General features: G+C 54.8%; 15 protein-coding genes, 1 tRNA gene and 1 riboswitch. Of the genes, 6 read left to right on the top strand and 10 right to left on the bottom strand.

Annotated elements, in window-relative coordinates:
* The first annotated feature begins 15 nt into the window (after positions 1 to 15).
* Together glmS and VHE34_RS01700 are read left to right on the top strand one after the other, a co-directional pair.
* Entirely contained in the window at positions 16 to 1,890 is a 1,875-nt protein-coding gene (gene glmS, locus VHE34_RS01705) for a glutamine--fructose-6-phosphate transaminase (isomerizing) (protein ID WP_325583906.1), read from the top strand.
* A gap of 17 nt (positions 1,891 to 1,907) precedes the next feature.
* Entirely contained in the window at positions 1,908 to 4,121 is a 2,214-nt protein-coding gene (locus VHE34_RS01700; RefSeq protein WP_325583904.1) for a DUF4954 family protein, read from the top strand.
* A 13-nt stretch (positions 4,122 to 4,134) separates the two neighbouring features.
* Here VHE34_RS01700 and VHE34_RS01695 read toward each other — a convergent pair whose 3' ends face one another.
* The 6 genes from VHE34_RS01695 to VHE34_RS01670 all read right to left on the bottom strand — a co-directional run bounded on the left by VHE34_RS01695 (position 4,135) and on the right by VHE34_RS01670 (position 8,424).
* Positions 4,135 to 4,314 (bottom strand): hypothetical protein, encoded by a 180-nt coding sequence (locus tag VHE34_RS01695; RefSeq protein WP_325583902.1) that lies wholly within the window; start codon positions 4,312 to 4,314, stop codon positions 4,135 to 4,137.
* A gap of 53 nt (positions 4,315 to 4,367) precedes the next feature.
* A complete protein-coding gene (gene der, locus VHE34_RS01690; RefSeq protein ID WP_325583900.1) occupies positions 4,368 to 5,678 on the bottom strand; it encodes a ribosome biogenesis GTPase Der in 1,311 nt (436 codons plus the stop codon).
* Positions 5,679 to 5,769: 91 nt separating this feature from the next.
* On the bottom strand, positions 5,770 to 6,642 hold the full coding sequence (gene era / locus VHE34_RS01685; protein WP_325583898.1) for a GTPase Era: 873 nt from the start codon (positions 6,640 to 6,642) through the stop codon (positions 5,770 to 5,772).
* Positions 6,643 to 6,824: 182 nt separating this feature from the next.
* A tRNA-Met gene (locus VHE34_RS01680) sits at positions 6,825 to 6,896 on the bottom strand.
* 53 nt (positions 6,897 to 6,949) lie between these two features.
* Positions 6,950 to 7,666: a head GIN domain-containing protein gene (locus tag VHE34_RS01675; RefSeq protein WP_325583897.1), complete on the bottom strand. Its 717-nt coding sequence runs from the start codon at positions 7,664 to 7,666 to the stop codon at positions 6,950 to 6,952.
* Between the two features lie 38 nt (positions 7,667 to 7,704).
* Positions 7,705 to 8,424, bottom strand: coding sequence for a head GIN domain-containing protein (locus VHE34_RS01670; protein ID WP_325583895.1), 720 nt, complete (start codon positions 8,422 to 8,424; stop codon positions 7,705 to 7,707).
* Between the two features lie 162 nt (positions 8,425 to 8,586).
* A riboswitch (TPP riboswitch) is annotated at positions 8,587 to 8,690 on the top strand.
* 55 nt (positions 8,691 to 8,745) lie between these two features.
* On the opposite strand from VHE34_RS01670, the gene VHE34_RS01665 reads away from it, so the two are divergent.
* Both VHE34_RS01665 and VHE34_RS01660 read left to right on the top strand, forming a co-directional pair.
* Positions 8,746 to 11,004, top strand: a complete 2,259-nt coding sequence (locus VHE34_RS01665) for a TonB-dependent receptor (RefSeq protein WP_325583893.1) — start codon at positions 8,746 to 8,748, stop codon at positions 11,002 to 11,004.
* An 8-nt stretch (positions 11,005 to 11,012) separates the two neighbouring features.
* Entirely contained in the window at positions 11,013 to 13,001 is a 1,989-nt protein-coding gene (locus tag VHE34_RS01660; RefSeq protein ID WP_325583891.1) for a S9 family peptidase, read from the top strand.
* Between the two features lie 120 nt (positions 13,002 to 13,121).
* On the opposite strand, the gene VHE34_RS01655 is transcribed toward VHE34_RS01660, so the two are convergent.
* The 4 genes from VHE34_RS01655 to VHE34_RS01640 form a co-directional block, all read right to left on the bottom strand.
* Positions 13,122 to 13,427 (bottom strand): rhodanese-like domain-containing protein, encoded by a 306-nt coding sequence (locus tag VHE34_RS01655; RefSeq protein ID WP_325583889.1) that lies wholly within the window; start codon positions 13,425 to 13,427, stop codon positions 13,122 to 13,124.
* Between the two features lie 13 nt (positions 13,428 to 13,440).
* Positions 13,441 to 14,259 (bottom strand): PASTA domain-containing protein, encoded by an 819-nt coding sequence (locus VHE34_RS01650; protein WP_325583887.1) that lies wholly within the window; start codon positions 14,257 to 14,259, stop codon positions 13,441 to 13,443.
* A gap of 84 nt (positions 14,260 to 14,343) precedes the next feature.
* Positions 14,344 to 15,345, bottom strand: a complete 1,002-nt coding sequence (locus VHE34_RS01645; protein ID WP_325583885.1) for a D-alanine--D-alanine ligase — start codon at positions 15,343 to 15,345, stop codon at positions 14,344 to 14,346.
* Between the two features lie 277 nt (positions 15,346 to 15,622).
* Positions 15,623 to 15,970, bottom strand: coding sequence for a 4Fe-4S dicluster domain-containing protein (locus VHE34_RS01640; protein WP_325583883.1), 348 nt, complete (start codon positions 15,968 to 15,970; stop codon positions 15,623 to 15,625).
* 111 nt (positions 15,971 to 16,081) lie between these two features.
* On the opposite strand from VHE34_RS01640, the gene VHE34_RS01635 reads away from it, so the two are divergent.
* Positions 16,082 to 17,074 carry an acyl-CoA reductase gene (locus VHE34_RS01635; RefSeq protein WP_325583881.1) on the top strand — a complete coding sequence of 331 codons (993 nt, stop codon included), beginning with the start codon at positions 16,082 to 16,084 and terminating at the stop codon, positions 17,072 to 17,074.
* A 152-nt stretch (positions 17,075 to 17,226) separates the two neighbouring features.
* The gene (locus VHE34_RS01630) at positions 17,227 to 18,759 is read left to right on the top strand and encodes a trypsin-like peptidase domain-containing protein (protein WP_325583879.1); all 1,533 of its coding nucleotides are present in this window, start codon (positions 17,227 to 17,229) and stop codon (positions 18,757 to 18,759) included.
* Positions 18,760 to 18,764: the final 5 nt, after the last annotated feature.

Raw genomic sequence — 18,764 nt, 5'->3', positions numbered from 1 at the left:
AAAATTTTGCAAACTATGTGCGGCATTGTTGCTTATATCGGTCCACGAGAGGCTTATCCAATCATTCTGAAAGGTTTAAAACGCCTTGAATACCGGGGCTATGACAGTAGCGGTGTTGCTCTGTTGAATAATAACGGGCCTTCGGCCAAAGGGCCCCTGGCCCTTTCGGAAAGTTTACGGGTGTATAAGAAGAAAGGCAAAGTTGCCGAGCTGGAAGACAGCCTGGTCGGCAAGGATCTGCATGCACATGCGGGGATTGGTCATACGCGCTGGGCAACGCACGGCGAGCCTAGTGACCGGAATGCGCATCCTCATCTGTCGGCCAGCGGGCGGCTGGCGATGATCCACAACGGCATCATCGAGAATTTTACCCAGCTGAAGCAGGAACTGGTGCGGAAAGGGTATCATTTCCACAGCGATACCGACACTGAAGTGCTGTTGAATTTTATCGAAGACATCCAGGAGAACAACCAGTGCGGGCTGGAAGAGGCGGTCCGGATCGCCCTTAAACGGGTGGTCGGCGCCTATGTGATCGTGCTGCTGGATAGGGATAACCCCGATACGGTCATCGCGGCGCGAAAGGGCAGTCCGCTGGTGATCGGCATTGGCAAGGGAGAGCATTTCCTGGCCTCGGATGCATCGCCGATCATCGAATACACGAAGGAGGTCGTTTATGTCAACGACTACGAGCTGGCGATATTGAAGGCTGACGAGCTGGTCCTGAAGAATCTCGGGAACGAGAAGATCACTCCTTTCATTCAGAAGCTGGACCTGGAGATGGCGGCCATCGAAAAGGGGGGATACGATCATTTCATGTTAAAGGAAATTTTCGAGCAGCCCGATACCATCTTCGACTGTTTAAGGGGGCGGCTCGATGCGGTGAAAGGAACGATCACGATGGCCGGGATCCAACAGAACATTAATAGATTAACTGAGGCGAAACGGATCATCATGATCGCCTGTGGAACGAGCTGGCATGCGGGGTTGGTGGCGGAATATGTCTTTGAAGAGTTGTGCCGTATCCCGGTGGAGGTAGAGTATGCGTCGGAGTTTAGATATCGGAATCCCGTGATCCATCAGGGGGATGTGATCATTGCGATCTCGCAAAGCGGGGAAACGGCAGACACGATCGTGGCGATCGAGAAGGCGAAGGAGAGCGGGGCGATCATCCTTGGGGTTGTGAATGTCGTTGGCAGTTCCATAGCCCGCATTTCCCACGCCGGCGCCTATACCCACGCGGGTCCGGAGATCGGCGTCGCCTCGACCAAGGCATTTACTGCCCAGCTGACGGTGCTGACGATGATCGCGCTGAAGATCGCCCGGGAAATGGGAACGATCGATGCGACGCGTTATATGCAGTTGCTGAGCGAGCTGCATTCCGTTCCTGAAAAGGTGCGGGAGGTGCTGCAGCTGAATGATGATATCCGCCGGTTGGCAGGGAAATACAAGGATGCGAAGGATGCGCTGTACCTGGGCCGGGGTTATAATTTCGCGGTGGCGTTGGAAGGCGCTTTGAAGCTGAAGGAGATCTCTTATATCCACGCCGAAGGTTATCCTGCCGCGGAGATGAAACACGGTCCGATCGCGTTGGTCGACGAGCAGCTACCGGTGGTGTTTGTTGCGACGCGGGATTCCTATCATGAGAAGATCGTCAGCAATATCCAGGAGATCAAGGCCCGGAAAGGCAGGGTGATTGCGGTGATCAGCCAGGGCGACGCGATCATTGAAAATATGGCGGAGGATGTGATGCGCATTCCGGAGGCCGATGAGTTGATCGCCCCGATCCTGAGTGTGATCCCGTTGCAATTGCTTGCTTACTATATCGGGGTCGCGAAGGGATATGATGTGGACAAGCCCAGGAACCTGGCCAAGAGTGTAACGGTTGAATAACGTTTAGCATCCAATATATGAATGACATCAAGAAAAGCCCGATCAACTCGCTTGGCTACCAGTTCATCGATAGCCGCTATCTTCCAAAAGGAAAGGACGAATATTATCTTCGGAATGTGCAGAACCGCAGCGGCATCAGCTATAGGCAGCTGACGGCGTATGAGATCGAGGTGCTGGTGCGGAACCGGAATACTTCGGCGAACTGGAACGATATTCTTGTTTCTGATGCGTTCACGGCCGAACTGGTGCAGAACTGTAAGTTCTTCGGACTGGTACGGATCGGCAAGCTGGAACCCTACTATCTCGAGTTCCATAACCTCCGCCGGCCGGTGGGGTTGTATAACAGCACGATCATCAGCTGCGACCTGGGGGACAATGTCTGTATCGACAATACCAACTATCTCTCCCATTATATCATCGGTAATGACGTGATGATCGTCAATACGAATGAAATGGCCACCACGGATCACGCTAAATTCGGCAATGGGGTTTTGAAGGAGGGGGAAGAGGAGTCCATCCGCATCTGGCTGGAGGTGTGCAATGAGAACGGCGGTCGAAGCATTATCCCCTTTAACGGAATGCTGCCGGGGGATGCCTGGCTTTGGACCCGGCACCGGGACGACAAGGTTTTGCAGGAGAAGTTCAAGACCTTTACCGAAACAGCTTTCGACAACCGGCGGGGCTATTATGGAAAGGTGGGGGATCGGACCGTGATCAAGAACTGTAAGATCATCAAGGATGTCTGGATCGGCAGCGACGCCTACCTGAAGGGCGCCAATAAATTGAAGAATCTCACGATCAACTCTTCGGCAGAAGCGATGTCCCAGGTGGGTGAGGGTTGCGAGCTGGTGAACGGGATCGTCGGTTTTGGCTGCCGCATCTTCTATGGGGTAAAGGCCGTCCGGTTTGTAATGGCCTCGCACTCCCAATTGAAATACGGAGCGCGGCTGATCAACTCCTATTTGGGCAATAATGCGACGATCTCCTGTTGCGAGGTGTTGAACTCGTTGATCTTTCCTGCGCATGAGCAACACCATAACAACTCCTTCCTTTGTGCGGCGCTGGTGATGGGGCAGAGCAATATGGCGGCGGGCGCCACGATCGGCAGCAATCACAATTCCCGTAGCCCCGATGGGGAGATCGTGGCCGGCCGGGGTTTCTGGCCGGGGCTTTGCGTCAGTCTCAAACACAATAGCCGATTTGCCTCCTATGCCATACTTGCCAAGGGAGATTACCCGGCCGAACTGGATATCCCGGTTCCTTTTGCGCTGATCAGTAACGATGTCAGCACCGACGAGCTGGTCGTAATGCCGGCCTACTGGTTTCTTCACAATATGTACGCCATTGCGCGCAATTCCTGGAAATATGTCGACCGCGACAAGCGGATAGACCGGACGCAGCTGCTGGAATATGATTACCTGGCGCCTGACACGATCGGCGAGATGGTGACGGCGCTGACCCTGTTGGAGCGATATACCGGGCTTGCTTTGGTGAAGGCAGAGGGGCGAAGGGGCAAACATTCTGAAGAGGACCTGGTGGCGATCGGTGCGGCCCTTTTGCGGGATGAGCCCTCGAAAGTGGATTCGCTGGAGATCCTTGCCGAGGGCTGGGAGAACAGCGACCGGAAGGTCCGCCTGGTAAAGGTTGCGCCCGCCTGGGCGATGTATCGGGGGCTGATCGCGTATCACGCCGCCAACCAGCTTTTGCGACTCATCCGGGAAGAAAGTGTGGACAGCTTTGAGGACCTCGTCCAACTGATCCCGTCGAGCCTGCCTTTGCAGGGTTGGGTCAATGTGGGCGGGCAGTTGATCCGCGAGTCACAGTTGGGGCAGCTGAATACGCAGATCCATAACGGTAAGATCAAGAGTTGGGAGCAGGTGCATCTCTGGTATCTGCGGCAGGGCGAGCAATATCTTTTTGACAAGCTGGTGCATGCGCTGGCGGCGTTGAAGGCGGTGACGGGCTTTTCGCTGCGGCGTGGCGGCCCGGGGGGGCTGCATAGGTTACTGAAAGAGAGTGTTGGGATAAAAGAGAAGCTTACGGGAGAGATATATACGTCGCGGGCGAAGGATTATACCAATCCCTTTCGGAAGATGGTGTATGAATCTGTGGAGGAGATGAATGCGGTGGTAGGGCGGTTGCAGGACAATGGGTTTATCCGGCAGGAGAAGGAGGCGCTGAAGAAATATCGCAGGGAAGTGGAAGAGGTGTTGAAAAAGATTCCCGCCTGACGGCGGGAATTTTTTACTTCTTTGTCGAATCAGCGGGAGCGGCCTTCAGCGTGTCCGGGGCCATCTTGGCAGCGGAATCGGCGGTTTTAACGGTCGAGTCAGCTTTAGGAGCTGCAGCGGCTTCAACGCCACTGTTGTTGCAGGAAGTGGTCATAGCAGCAGCTACGACGAGGACGGCCAACAGTTGTTTCATGTTTTTTATTTAAAGGTTTATACGCGGCTTTCGGCCGCGCGGGCGCGAAACTACTATTTTTTCCTAAAGAAAAGCCGGACGGGCACTCCTTTGAAATTAAAATGATCCCGGAGCTGGTTCTCGAGATAGTTCTTATAAGGTTGCTTGACGTCGTCCGGGAAGTTACAGAAGAAGGCGAAGGAGGGGACGTGGGTGGGCAGCTGGGTGATGTATTTTATCTTCAGCGGATTGCCCCTGACGACAGGTGGGTGGTAGGCCTCGATGGCTTTTAGCATCACCTCGTTGAGCTCATTTGTCGGGATACGGCGCTGGCGGTTGTCATACACCTCGAGGGCCGTTTCGACGGCGCGGAAGATGCGGGTCTTGTCGATGACGGAGATGAAGAGTACGGGGACATCGGTGAAGGGTGCGAGCCGCTGCTTCAATTCCTTCTCATAATCCTTTGCGGTATTGGTCTCTTTCTCGACGAGGTCCCATTTATTGACCAGCAGGACGATGCCTTTGCCTTTTTTTACGGCGAGGCTAAAGATATTCAGATCCTGTGCGGTGATGCCTTTGGGTGCGTCGATCATTAGCAGGCAGACGTCGGCCTCGTCCATCGCCTTGATGGCGCGGATGACCGAATAGAATTCCAGGTCTTCATGGACCTTGGTCTTGCGGCGGATACCGGCGGTGTCGATGAGGACAAAATCCTTTTTGAATAAGTTATAGCGGGTGTGGATGGTGTCGCGGGTGGTGCCGGCGATATCGCTGACGATGGTGCGTTCCTGGCCGATGAGGGCGTTGAGAAGAGAGGACTTGCCGACATTGGGCTGGCCGATGATGGCGAATTTTGGGATGTTGGCGTCTTCCGGCTCCGTTTGTTCGTCCTGGATCAGTTTTGTGACCGCATCGAGGAGTTCGCCCGTACCGCTACCGGTCATGGAAGAGAGGAAATAAATTTCTTCGAACCCGAGGCTATAGAATTCGGCGGCTTCGAGGAGGCGGTCGCTGTTGTCGACCTTGTTGACTGCGAGGAAAACGGGCTTGGTGGTGCGCCTGAGCACATCGGCCATCGACTCGTCGAGGTCGGTAATGCCGGTGGCGGCGTCGACCATGAAGATCAGGGCGTTGGCTTCTTCGAGGGCGATGAGGACCTGCTTTTTGATCTCGCGTTCGAACACGTCCTCGCTTTCGGGGACGAAACCACCGGTGTCGATGAGGTTAAAGCTTTTGCCGGTCCATTCGGCAACGCCGTATTGGCGGTCGCGTGTGACGCCGCTGACGTCGTCGACGATTGCTTTTCGCTGTTCGAGGAGACGATTGAAGAAGGTACTTTTTCCGACATTGGGCCGGCCCACGATTGCCACTGTAAATCCGCTCATTTTCTGAATCTAATTTATTGTTGTTCCTTTTGGGGTTGTCCCGAAGGGCCCTCCTTCGGGCGCGACATTTTTATATGGGAAGCGTTCGAATTCATCCGTTGTATCCGTACTCTTTTAAGAAATTTTCGGTGTCACGCCATTTGGGCCGCACTTTTACGAACAGTTCGAGGAAGACCTTCCGGTCGATGAAGGCTTCGATATCTTTGCGGGCTTCGGACCCGAGTTGGCGGATGGATTTGCCGCCTTCGCCGAGGATGATGCCTTTCTGGGATTCGCGTTGGACGATGATATCCGCCCGGATCTTGGTCAGGGTGGATTTCTCCGAGAACTCCTGGACCAGTACGGTCGTTTGATAGGGAATCTCGTCGCCGTACAGGCCGAATATCTTTTCACGGATGAGTTCACCGACGAAGAATTTGGTCGGCAGGTCGGTGAGGTCGTCGCCTTCGAAGAAGGGCTGGCCTTCGGGGAGTCTTTCGAGGATGGCTTTGAGCAGCTCGTCGAGGTTCGTTTTTTTCAGCGCAGAGATGGCGATGATGCCTTTGCAATAGGGTTTGTTGCTGAAGTATTCCTTTGCTTCGGCGAGCTTTTCTTTTGTGACGTCGTCTGTCTTATTGAGGATCACCAGGCTTGGGGCCTTGAGCTTTAGGGTGGTAAAAAGCGTGTCGTTCTCTTCCCAGTTATCGCGGATATCCACGAGCAGGAGGGCGAGATCGGCGTCTTCGAGGGAGCTGCGGACGGCCTGCATCATCTTCTCATGGAGTTTGTAGCGGGGTTCGATGATGCCGGGGGTGTCGCTTATTATTATCTGATAGTCTTTTTCTGTCAGAATGCCTTTGATGCGGTGGCGGGTCGTCTGCACTTTGGGGGAGACAATGGCGAGTTTCTCGCGCATGAGGGCGTTGAGCAGGGTGCTTTTGCCTGCGTTGGGTTTGCCGAAGATGGAGACGAAGCCGGATTTCATTTTTTAGTGGTGCAAAGATATTGTTTTTGGGTGGCTGAGCGATCTCAGGGTAGCTGAGAGGTACCGGCGCCGAGGCGCCTGGCGGGGCCGATGATTGCCCCCTTCGGGGGCCCGCAACACGGGGGACCTCGGCGGCAGCTCGCTAATAAGAGCGGGGACCTCATGCCGAGGTCCCCGCCGTGTTGCGAAGGGTGGGATCGAACCACCGACCTTCGGGTTATGAGCCCGACGAGCTACCGCTGCTCTACTTCGCGATGTGGAGGGCAAAGGTACGAGCTTTTTGATTCCCAGAAAAATAAATATGGTTTTAGGAGCTTTTTTTGACCGCGCTGGCCCCGCTTGACTTTACGTCCCTGACGACGGCTTCGCCCTTGTAGAAGACGGTGCTGGCCCCGGAGAGATCGGCGGTAAGCTCGTTGCGGACGGTGACCCGGATATCGGAGGCGCCGGAGGCGTGGACATTACAGTTCTGGATGGTCAGGTCATAGCCTTTTACGTCGCTGGCGCCCGAAGAATGGATCTCCGCCACGCCCGAAACTACCCCGGTGACGTGGGCATCCGAGGCGCCGCTTTGTTCCAACCGGAGATTCTTTACATTGATGGCGCCTTTGAAATCGCTGGCCCCGTTGAGGTCGACAAATAGGTTCTCGCCGGTGATAACGCCGTCGACGAAGACGTCGCTGGCGCCGGATGCGCTGAGCCTGTCGAGTGTGGTAAAGCTGACATAGGCCTTTATCTTCACATTTCCGCGGGACCATTTGCGGGTATCGAGCCAGATCTTGAGGATGCCGTTGTCCACTTCGGTTCGGATGTATTCCCGCCACCGCAGATCGTTGGCGCTGACGACCACCGTTTCCTGTTCACCCTGGCTCAGGTAAAGGTTGATGGCGCTGGAGACTTCGATGCCATGAAAACCTTTTACGGGCCGTAGTTCGGCATTCGGATCGTTGATGATGGTCTTCTGCGCATGGGCCGCCAACATCAATAGACTCCCTGTCAACAATATGAAAAGCCTTCTGCACATGGGGGTTATAACAGTTTGGGTACGAATATAAGTCAATTTTAATCGCGGCGGGAGATGCTGCCCGAGCCGCTGGCGCGCGAGTCCCGGAGAACGCCGGCGCCTTTGTAATGGATATCGCTGCCCCCGCTGGCGTGGGCGGTCATTTCTTTGTTGACGGTGACATAGGCGTCGCTGCCCCCGCTGGCTTCGACCTCGCAATTGTCGGCGGCCAGGTCATAACCATGGTAATCGCTGCCACCGCTGGTATGAACGTGGAGGATACGGGCCGAGCCGCTGACATACGAGTCGGAGCCGCCCGATTGGCTGACGTTCAGCTCGCCGATGTTCAGCTTTCCGCGGAAGTCGCTGCCGCCGGAGAGATGCATTTTGAGGCTCTCGGCCTGGATCGCGTCCTGGATATAGACGTCGCTGCCCCCGGAAGCCGTCAGCTGATCCAGTTGCCGGCAGGAGACATAGGCCTTCATGTGTCTATTATGCCAGCTCCAATTGAAGCCATGGTTTTCCACGTAGATACGCAACGTGCCACCGGTAACTTCGGTGATGATGCGATCACGGGTGTCGATATCGGAAGCGCTTACGGCGACCGCCTCTTCGCCGCCCTGGCTCAGGTAGAGATCGATGCCCGAGGATATTTCGATGGCGTGGAAGCCCTGGACGTTGCGTTTCTGGGCATTTCTGTCATCGATCATCTTTGGATTCTGGGCAACGGAGAAGAGGGTGGACCCGGTGAAAAGAGCGAGTAGTATGGTATTTTTCATAATCTGCATTTGTGCGCCGGTTTTCGGGTTACCCGAAAAATAACCCATCCCGGCGCACGGTTTATGATGGGCCTTCGGCCAGCGAACCCGTGGTTCGCTTTGGTAGGACGGGTAGAGGGGCCGGAAAGTTACATTTGCGGCTTTTTTTTACCTACCTTTGTGGTCAGTTCCTCGGGGTGCTATCCGCCTAACCGGCGATGGCTGAGAAAATACCCGCAGAACCTGATCAGGGTAATGCCTGCGCAGGGAAGGTGATCTCCTCTATTTGCTATTTCCCTCCTTTCTTTCGCGGCGTTGCTTTGGCATTAAACTTAATGCATTATGAAGAAGATTTTTGCTCTGTCCAGCCTTTTGGCTGCCGCCGCGACCGCCTATGCCCAGAATCCTGCCCAACCGGGCGGAAAGAGGGACTCCCTGAAGCTATTCTTACAACCCGTTGAAGTACATGCCCTTCGGGCCGGTGAAAAAGCTCCCTTCACAAAGACGGATATCAGCAAAAGAGAGATCGAAACGACGAATGTCGGGCAGGACCTGCCCTTCCTGCTCAACCAGACCCCTTCCGTGGTGATCAATTCCGATGCCGGCAACGGGGTCGGCTATACGGGCATCTATATCCGGGGAACGGACGATTCGCGGATCAATATGACGCTGAACGGAATCCCTTATAACGATGCGGAAGAGCAGGCCCTCTTCTTTGTCGACCTGCCTGATTTTGCGTCTTCCACCAACAGTATCCAGATACAACGGGGGGTGGGAACTTCTTCGAACGGCGCCGGGGCTTTTGGGGCGACGATCAATTTCTCGACCAACGAGTTCAACGAGAAGCCTTATGCGGAGTTGAATAACAGTTACGGGAGCTACAATACCTGGAAGAACACCCTGAAGGCCGGCTCGGGGCTCATCGACGGACATTTCACGATCGATATGCGGCTTTCGCGGATCGCCAGCAGTGGTTATATCGACCGGGCCACGAGCGATCTCCGGTCCCTTTATTTCTCCGCGGCCTGGTATGACAAGAACTCTTCGATCCGATTCAACATCCTGCAGGGAAAAGAAAAGACCTACCAGGCCTGGAACGGCATTCCGCAGGCCAAGTGGGACGGCGATCTCCCGGCGCTGCAAAAGCATTACGAGAACAATATCGGCTCGCTGTATTTTACGCCGCAGGATTCCGTCAACCTGTTCCGCAGCAGTAACCGAACCTACAACTATTTCACCTACCGGGATCAGTCGGACAACTATTGGCAGAACCATTATCAATTATTCTTCAACCACCAGTTCAGCAACCGGCTATCGTTCAACAATGCCCTCTTTCTGACCCGCGGGTATGGGTATTACCAGGAGTATCATGACCAGGGGGATCTTTCGAACGCCAGCTATGCGGCCTATGGTCTGCCGCCCGTTGTCCTGGGCAGCGATACGCTGCAAAGCACGAGCCTGGTACGGCAGCGGTGGCTGGACAATTATTTTTATGGGATGGTGGCATCGCTGCAATACAAGAGCAATACCACACAGCTTTTTCTTGGCGGCGGCTGGGATCGCTACGACGGGAAGCATTACGGAAACGTCGTGTGGGCCGCCGACGGCGGATTCCCGGAAAATTACCAGTACTACCGGGAGCCGGCTATCAAGATCGATTATAATGTTTATGCCAAATGGCAGCAGCAGCTGGGTCAACGGTGGACGGGGTTCCTGGACCTTCAATACCGTCATCTCGACTACGAGCTGGATGGGTTTGACGACAACCCTTCGATCCTGGTCCACCCGACGTACAATTTTGTCAACCCGAAGGCAGGTTTCACCTATACGCACTACAACTGGCAGGCCTATTTCTCGTATGCCATGTCCGGACATGAACCCAACCGGGATGATTTCGAAGCCGGCCTCAACGACCAGCCCAGGGCGGAGCGGCTGCATGATTTCGAGTTGGGGCTGCAGCAGAAGGGACTCAACTATTCCTGGGGTATTACGGGGTACTATATGCTCTATCACAACCAGCTGGTGCTAACGGGTAAGATCAACGATGTCGGGGACTACACCCGGAGCAATATTGCGCGGAGTTACCGGCTGGGAATAGAGCTGCAGGGGAGCGTGAAGCCGGTGAACTGGTTCTCGGCAGATGCCAACCTGGCGCTCAGCCGAAACAAGGCCCTCGACTATGTCGAATATGACGACGACTATGATAACGGCGGGCAGGTGAGTCATGCCTACAAGACGACGAACCTCGCGTTCTCACCGTCGGTGGTGGGCGCCGCGACCGTCAGTTTCTTGCCACTGTCACATCTGACCTTCAGCTTGCCGGCAAAATATGTCAGCGAGGTTTACCTGGACAACGCCCAGCAGGGAAACCGCAGGCTGCCAGGCTACTATGTGCAGAATTTGCGCGCGGTATATTCGCTGATGGGCAAGATCGGCCGGCAGACCGACTTCATCTTCCAATTGAATAATCTATTTGACAAACGGTATACGCCTAATGGTTATTCCTATAGCTATGTCTATGGTGGTCAGTTGATCACCGAGAACTTCGTTTTCCCGATGGCGGGGACGAATTTTATGTTTGCGGTGAATATTAAATTGTAAATTCAAGGATGCTAAGATCCCTGCTGTTCGCCACGGGTGTACTGAGCGTCGGGATGACGTTGTGCGCCCAATCCCCTGTCAAACGGCCGATCCGGCCTGCTGATATTTATCGTCTTCCTTCGGTCAGTGATCCCCAGGTTTCGCCTGACGGAAAATGGGTTTCGTATACGGTGTCGACGATCGATTCATTGAAGGATAGCCGCAATGCGGATGTCTGGATGGTGAGCTGGGACGGCGGCCAGGATATCCAGCTGACCAGTGGCCCTGAAGGCGAGTCGAGGGCGCGATGGAGTCCGGACGGGAAATGGCTTTCCTTTTTGTCTTCGCGGGTGGGCGGCGGGGCCGAGGTAAAGGGGTCGCAGGTGTGGCTGATGGACCGGCGGGGCGGAGAGGGCAAGCGGTTGACGGAGATCAAAGGCGGAGTTGCCGACTATGCCTGGAGTCCGGATTCGAAGAAGTTGCTCTTGACGCTGACTGATCCTGACGCGGACGACAGCAGCAAGATCAAGACGACGAAACCATATGTGATCGACCGGTATCAATACAAGGAAGATGTGGAGGGATACCGTTATAAGAAGGCGCACACGCATTTGTACCTGTTCGATGTCGGGTCCAGGAAGCTGGACACGCTTACCCGGGGCAACTATGATGAGGGATCAGCGGTGTGGAGTCCGGATGGGTCGGCGATCGCCTTTGTGTCCAACCGGACGGCTGATCCGGATCAGAACGAGAACAGCGATATCTATATTATCGAATCGCATCCGGGCGCAACGATGCGGCGGCTGACCGACTGGAAGGGTAGCGATAACGGGCCGCGCTGGAGTCCGGATGGGAAGTGGATCGCGTATACCCGGTCGGTTTCCGATGAGAATTATCATATGTATGATGAGCCGGTGCTTTGCGTTGTTGCGGCGGCTGGCGGGGCACCGCGCTTGCTGAGCCGGGAGTTGGACCGTCCGGTGATGAGTCCTCGATGGACGAAGGATGGGGCGGCGATCTATGCCCTGGTGGCGGATGATCGGGAGCAGTATGTGGCTTCGTTTTCGGTGGCGGATGGGAAGGTCAGCAAGGTAGTGGGCGGGCATCGGGCGTTTACTTTTTTGGATCGGGCGGGGGACGATTGGCTGGCGATGATGAGCGAGCCGCAGACGCCTTCGGAGGTGTATGTGGTTGAGGGGAGTACCCCGCGCCGACTGACGCATCATACCGATTCGTTCCTGGCTCCGCTGGCGTTGGCGACGGTGGAGGGATTTCAGTCGAAGAGTTCGGACGGGACGATGGTGTCGGGGATCTTGTACCGGCCGGTGGGTGTAACGACCAGGCTACCATTGATCTTATACATTCACGGCGGTCCTGTGAGCCAGGATGCTTTTGATTTTGATCTGACGCGGCAGATGCTTGCGGCAGGAGGATTTGCGGTGGCGGCGGTGAATTACCGGGGCAGCAATGGTCGCGGGGTGGCCTATTCGAAGATCATCTCGGCGGACTGGGGAAATAAGGAGGTGATCGACCTGCACGGGGCAGTAGATTACCTAGTGAAGCAGGGCATTGCGGATTCCGCTCATCTGGGTGTGGGCGGATGGTCGTATGGGGGAATTTTGACGGATTACCTGATCGCGTCGGACAACCGCTTCAAGGCGGCGAGCAGCGGCGCGGGGACGGGTTTTACGCTGTCGCTGTATGGCGTGGATCAGTATGTGAACCAGTACATGAATGAGATCGGTGCGCCCTGGAAGGCGATCGACCGGTATCTGAAGATCTCCTATCCCTTGCTGAAGGCGGACCGGATCAAGACCCCTACCCTGTTTATGAGTGGGGAAAAGGATTTCAATGTGCCGACGGCAGGTAGCGAGCAGATGTACCAGGCGTTGCGGACGCTGGGGGTGCCGACGCAGCTGATAATTTATCCCAATAGCTTTCATGGGATCACAGCGCCGAGCTATCAGCGGGATCGATTGGAGAGATGGCTGGCGTGGTATAAGAAGTATCTGCTGTAACAGGGTTTGCTGGTGTAGTTTGGCTGTTGGGTACCGGTGCCTGCGGCACCTAGCAGGGCCAAGGATAGGCCTTCGGCCGATGGCCCTGTGGGCCATCTGGCAGGGCCGAGGATAGGCCTCTTACAGGCCTCTTTCCATCCAGGTCAGCATGCCGCCAGTAAGATTCTTGACATTGGTAAAGCCTGCGGTCTCGAGGATCATGCAGGCTTGCCCGCTGCGGTTGCCGCTGCGGCAATAACAAATTACTTCCTGATCTTTCCACTGATCGATGTCGTCGGTGTCCATCATGCGGACGCGGCCGAGGGGGAGGAGGATACCGCCGATGTTGAATTCAGCGTGTTCGGCGGGTTCGCGGACGTCTACGAGGTGGAGGGATTCGCCGGCGTCGAGCCGGGCCTTTACTTCTTCTACAGAGATGGTTTGCATGTAATTTCCTTTGTTAATATGGTTGACCGCCGCTGTTGGGGAGGGTATCCCGGGACGGGCGCTGCGCCTGTAATTTTATGTCAATGCTTTGACCGGGATGGATGCGATTGGGCATGCCATCGATGCCGGTCTGGGGCGGATCCTGCCAGAAAATGAACGCTTCGGTGGAGTCGCTGATACCCTTGCTTCGGACGACTGCGCCGAAGGAGAGTCCCATCGAGTCGAGCCGGGATTTAGCCTGCAGGTAAGTGAGGCCGAAGAGATCAGGGACAATGACTCCCTGGCCGGCGCCGATGCCGCTTCCCAGCACGAGGGTGATCAGGCTACCCTGGCGAATCTGTGCGCCGGGTTTGATGACCTCTCCTTTATATTGTTGTTCGAGCACGGAGTTACGGGCGAAGTCGGGTTTGAAGATGGTGTCGCCCAGTTTGAGGCCATATTGGCGGAGGTACATTTCGGCATTCCGGAAGCTCATGCTCACCAGGTTGGGCATCTGGATGAAGGGGGCCTGGGAACGGTTGATCGTCAGATAGATGGTGCGGTTGATCTTCACCAGGTTATCGGCTTCGGGGAATTGTTTTACGACCTGCAGGGGCCGCATGGTATCATAATAGGTCGAGGAGTCCTGGATCTGGACGTCGAACCCCTGGGACTGGAGGTTCTTTTTGGCGTCTTCGAAGGATAGGCCGGTAACGGAGGGGATCTTCATTGTTTTGCCATGCTGGGTCAGGAGGGCCAGGGAACCAAGGAAGACGAGCAAGAGAAGCAGAAGTAGCCCGATGCCGACTAATACGTTGACCCACAGTGGTTTCGAAGTAATGAATTTGAACATGGTTTTCTAAAATACGCTATTTTAAGCTATTTGCGTGCCAGACGCTAATGATTTGGAGCCGACGGCACTAATGATTTGAACCGGCTACCGCCGGTTTGGTCGGTTTAAGGCTTCTTCAATCAACGCGGAATAGAAATCCTTTAGTGTCCAGCCGTACGCCCTTAGTTGCTGAGGTACGATGCTGGCCTCGCTTTGGCCGGGGACGGTATTGATCTCCAACATATAAGGTTCGCCTTTGGCTTCATTGTAGATAAAGTCGATCCGGATGATTCCCGAACAGTTGAACACCTGGTAAATCTTTTTGGCGGCGGCCCGGACCTTGGCGGCGACGGTTTCGTCGACCTGGGCCGGGGTGGTCTCTTCGTTTAGGCCGGCGGTATATTTTGCTTCGAAGTCGAAGAACTCTTTTTTGCTTTTGACCTCGGTGAAGGGCAGGGTGATGATCTCGCCTTTGGAGCGGAATACCCCGATGGTGAACTCGCGGCCGGGGATGAATTCCTCGATCAGCACCTGGTCATCTTCGCGGAAGGCTCTTTCGATGGCGGGTCCCAGTTCTTCGGAGGCATCATTGACCTTGGACATACCGATGCTGCTTCCGCCGTTGTTGGGTTTTACGAAAACGGGGAATTGCAGGTGGCTGGTGGCTTCATCGGGGCTTTCGATCCGGCCCTTGATCAGCAATACCGAGCGGGCGACATTGATGCCGTTGAAGGCGGCGACGGCGACGGTGAATCGTTTGTTGAAGGTCAGTGCGGAGACGGCGGCGTTACAGCTGGTGTAAGGGAGGTTGAGAAGATCGAAATAGCCTTGTAGTTTGCCGTCTTCGCCGGGTGTACCGTGAATACCGATGAGGACCGCATCGAAGTTGATCTTTTTTCCGGCGATGGTGATGGAGAAGTCGTCCTTGTCGACGTCGATCTTTTTGCCATCGGGGGTTGGATGAAACCAGCCTTCGGGGGTGATGTCGATCCGGTGGACGGTATAGCGATCGTAATCGAGGTTGTTCTGGATGGTGATGGCGCTTTTATATGAAATTTCCGCTTCACCGGAGTAGCCACCGGTTACGAAGGCGATGTTGGGCTTCATGCTTTGCAATAAATTTTTGCAAAGTAACGGTTTTTCCGGCGGGCAATTGCAGTGTCGTCAGAAGAAGATTATGGAGGGGGAGTACCGAGGGGTGGCACTTTTTGCAGGAGGGAGCCCCGAGCAAAAAATAAGAAAGGTGAAGGACAGTTCCGTCTCCTTCACCCTTTTACGACGGGAAATATCACCCGCCTATTTTTAAGTAGTACGAGGACTACTTTAACAAACACGAATTACTCAATCCTAAGTTAGCGTTTCCTGCGGATCTAAACAACTTTTTTTAAATATGCAGCCGCTCTTTTTTTGCTAACAATTCTTCCACCGTTTCGCGATACATCTCATCGGGAACGCAGCAATCGACGGGACAAACCGCAGCGCATTGAGGCTCTTCGTGGAAGCCCTGGCATTCGGTGCACTTGTTGGGAACGATATAATAGGTGTCGACGCTGATGGGCGCATTGCGCTGGTTGGCGTCGATGGAGGAGCCGTCCAGCAGGGTAAAGGATCCCTTAACGCTGCTACCGTCGGCGATGGCCCACTCCACGCCGCCTTCGTAGATGGCGTTATTGGGGCACTCGGGCTCGCAGGCTCCGCAGTTGATACATTCTTCCGTTATCTTAATAGCCATTTTTTGAGAATTAGGGAATGATTAAAGTTATCTTTGCAGTTTTTACCTTTTTGACGCGGGCGGGGCCAATTGGGTATTGCCTTGCCCACGGGGCAAATATAATGTGGATTTATGTATTTCAAACAACGAATAGATTTATTGGTAAGGCTGGGGGAATACTGCCTTTCCGCGGCGCCGGCCTGGGAGGCCGCCAAACGCCGGGCACATGCGCAAAACGGCTGGTTCATCCCGGAATTCATCGACGAGGCGGTACGGCAGGTCGCCACCCAATATCTACATCGGGATAAATTGGAGGCCTGGGCGGGGAGCTATGGGTTGCCGGAGGAACTGGCGGCGCCAAAGACGGTAGGGTTGATCATGGCGGGAAATATCCCGTTGGTCGGGTTTCATGATCTGCTGACCATTTTCGTATCGGGTCACCGGCAACTGATCAAGCCGTCCAGCCGGGATGAGGTGTTGGTCCGGCACCTGGTGGATCAACTCATCGAAATAGATGAAAGGGTCGGCAGCTTTATCGCGTTTGCCGACCGGCTGAATGGATGTGATGCCTATATCGCCACCGGAAGCAATAACTCGGCGCGCTATTTCGACTATTATTTTGGGAAGTATCCGAGCCTGATCCGGCGCAACCGGACTTCGGTGGCGATCCTGACCGGCGAGGAGACCCAGGAAGAGCTGGCGGCGCTGGCCGACGATGTCAACCTGTATTTTGGCCTCGGATGCCGCAATGTCACGCAGATTGCCGTTCCGGAGGGGTACGATTTCCTTCCTTTACTGGAGACCTTCAAAAAGTACTATTTCCTGGCCGACCTGACCAGGTACAAGCACAATTACGATTATCAACTGACTCTATTGATTCTGAATAAGAAGTACTATATGACCAATGGGTCGATCCTGCTTACGGAAGACCCATCGCCTTTCAGCCCCATCAGCGTGCTGCATTATGTCTACTACAGGCCGGGGGATACCCCGTTGCCCGAATCGGCCGGCGAGATCCAATGTATTGTAGGCCGGGGGTTTGTTCCATTTGGCCGCGCGCAGCAGCCGGGTCTGGCCGACTATGCCGACGGGGTTGACACAATGACCTTTTTGAAGGGGTTGTAACTGAAAAAATTGCCGTTTAATTCGTAGATTTACATCAAGATCCTGCCATGTACGAAAGTCTTAGTAAAACATTTGTTAAACTGGTAGATCGGTATTGAGTTTGATGGGTCCGTTGTGTTAATTTGTTAAAGATATCAGATAAAAATTTACAAATGAGAGCAAAACAAGTAGTAGCGGTTGTCCTCCTCAGTGCTTCGACGGCACTGGCTACGATGTGGGGCTATAATCACTTTAACGGCAGTAAGACGTACTATTATTCCACCAGGGAATCGGGCAAGGATTCGGGTAAGGTTCCCGCCAACTATGCGAAATTCTTTGAAGGGCGCGGCAATGCGGCCCCTCCGGGAGATTTCACGGATGCGGCGTCGGCGGCGATCCCTGCTACCGTTCATATAAAGACGAAGACGGTCCGGACGGTAAGCAACAACCTGCCCAAGCATAATCCCTTCTCCGATCTGTTCGGGATCGATCCCGACGATTTCTTTGGCAATGGCGGCGGCGGAATGCGCAGTCTGCCGGAGATGGCTTCGGGTTCCGGGGTGATCATCAGCAATGACGGTTATATCGTTACCAACAACCACGTAGTGGATGGCGCCGATGAAGTCACCGTTACCCTCAGCAACCGTAAGTCATTCAAGGCAAAGGTGATCGGCACCGATCCGGCCAGCGACCTGGCGGTAGTGAAGGTCGATGCGCAGAACCTGCCCTTCCTGTTATATGGCAATTCCGATGACGTAAAGATCGGCCAATGGGTGCTTGCCGTCGGCTATCCGCTGACGCTGGAGACCACGGTTACGGCCGGTATCGTGAGCGCAAAGGGGCGGACGCTGGATATTAACCGCCGGCAGAGCCAGTCGCCTGTCGAGTCCTTTATCCAAACCGATGCGGCCGTTAATCCCGGCAATAGTGGCGGTCCTCTGATCAATCCTCAAGGGCAACTGATCGGGATCAACTCTGCGATCGCTTCGCCGACGGGTTCTTATGCCGGGTATTCGTTCACGATCCCGGTGAATATCGTGAAGAAGGTGGTCAACGATATCATGAAGTTCGGGACTCCGCAGCGGGCCTACCTGGGTATCTCTTATCCCCGGGATGATATGAGCGATGATCAGAAGAAAGAGAACGGCATCAAGGATGGGGACGGCGTCTATGTATGGACCGTTACGCCCGACGGACCTGCGGCACATGCGGGGCTGAAACAGGGAGACATCATCACGAAGCTGAATGGCGAAGAGGTTTTGACCGGCGCCGAGATGATCGGTAAGATCGCCACCTACAGCCCCGGCGACAAGATCAAGGTAACGTATAAGCGCGATGGAAAGGAATACACCATCCCCGTGACGCTGAGCAATAATTCCGGAAGTACGTCGACGGCCATCATCAAAACCTCCGCACTGGACAAATTAGGCGCGCAGCTGGAGACCCTTGGCAAGAAGGAAGCGGCCAACCTGGATGTGAAGGGCGGCGTCGTGGTCAAATCGGTGACCGAGAACGGGCTCATGGACAAGAGCCGGATCCAGGAGGGATTTATCATCCTGAAGGCCAACGGTGAGGAAGTGAAGAACCTCGAAGATTTCCAACGCATCATCGGCAAGGTGAGCAGTGGGACCGTGAAACTGGAAGGAGTGTTCCCCGGATATGAGGGCGTATATACCTATCCGCTGAGACTTTCGTCAGGGAACTAAATTTT

The organism is Puia sp. (assembly GCF_035546395.1).
Classification (GTDB): domain Bacteria; phylum Bacteroidota; class Bacteroidia; order Chitinophagales; family Chitinophagaceae; genus Puia.
This window is presented reverse-complemented; position numbering and strand designations above follow the sequence as displayed.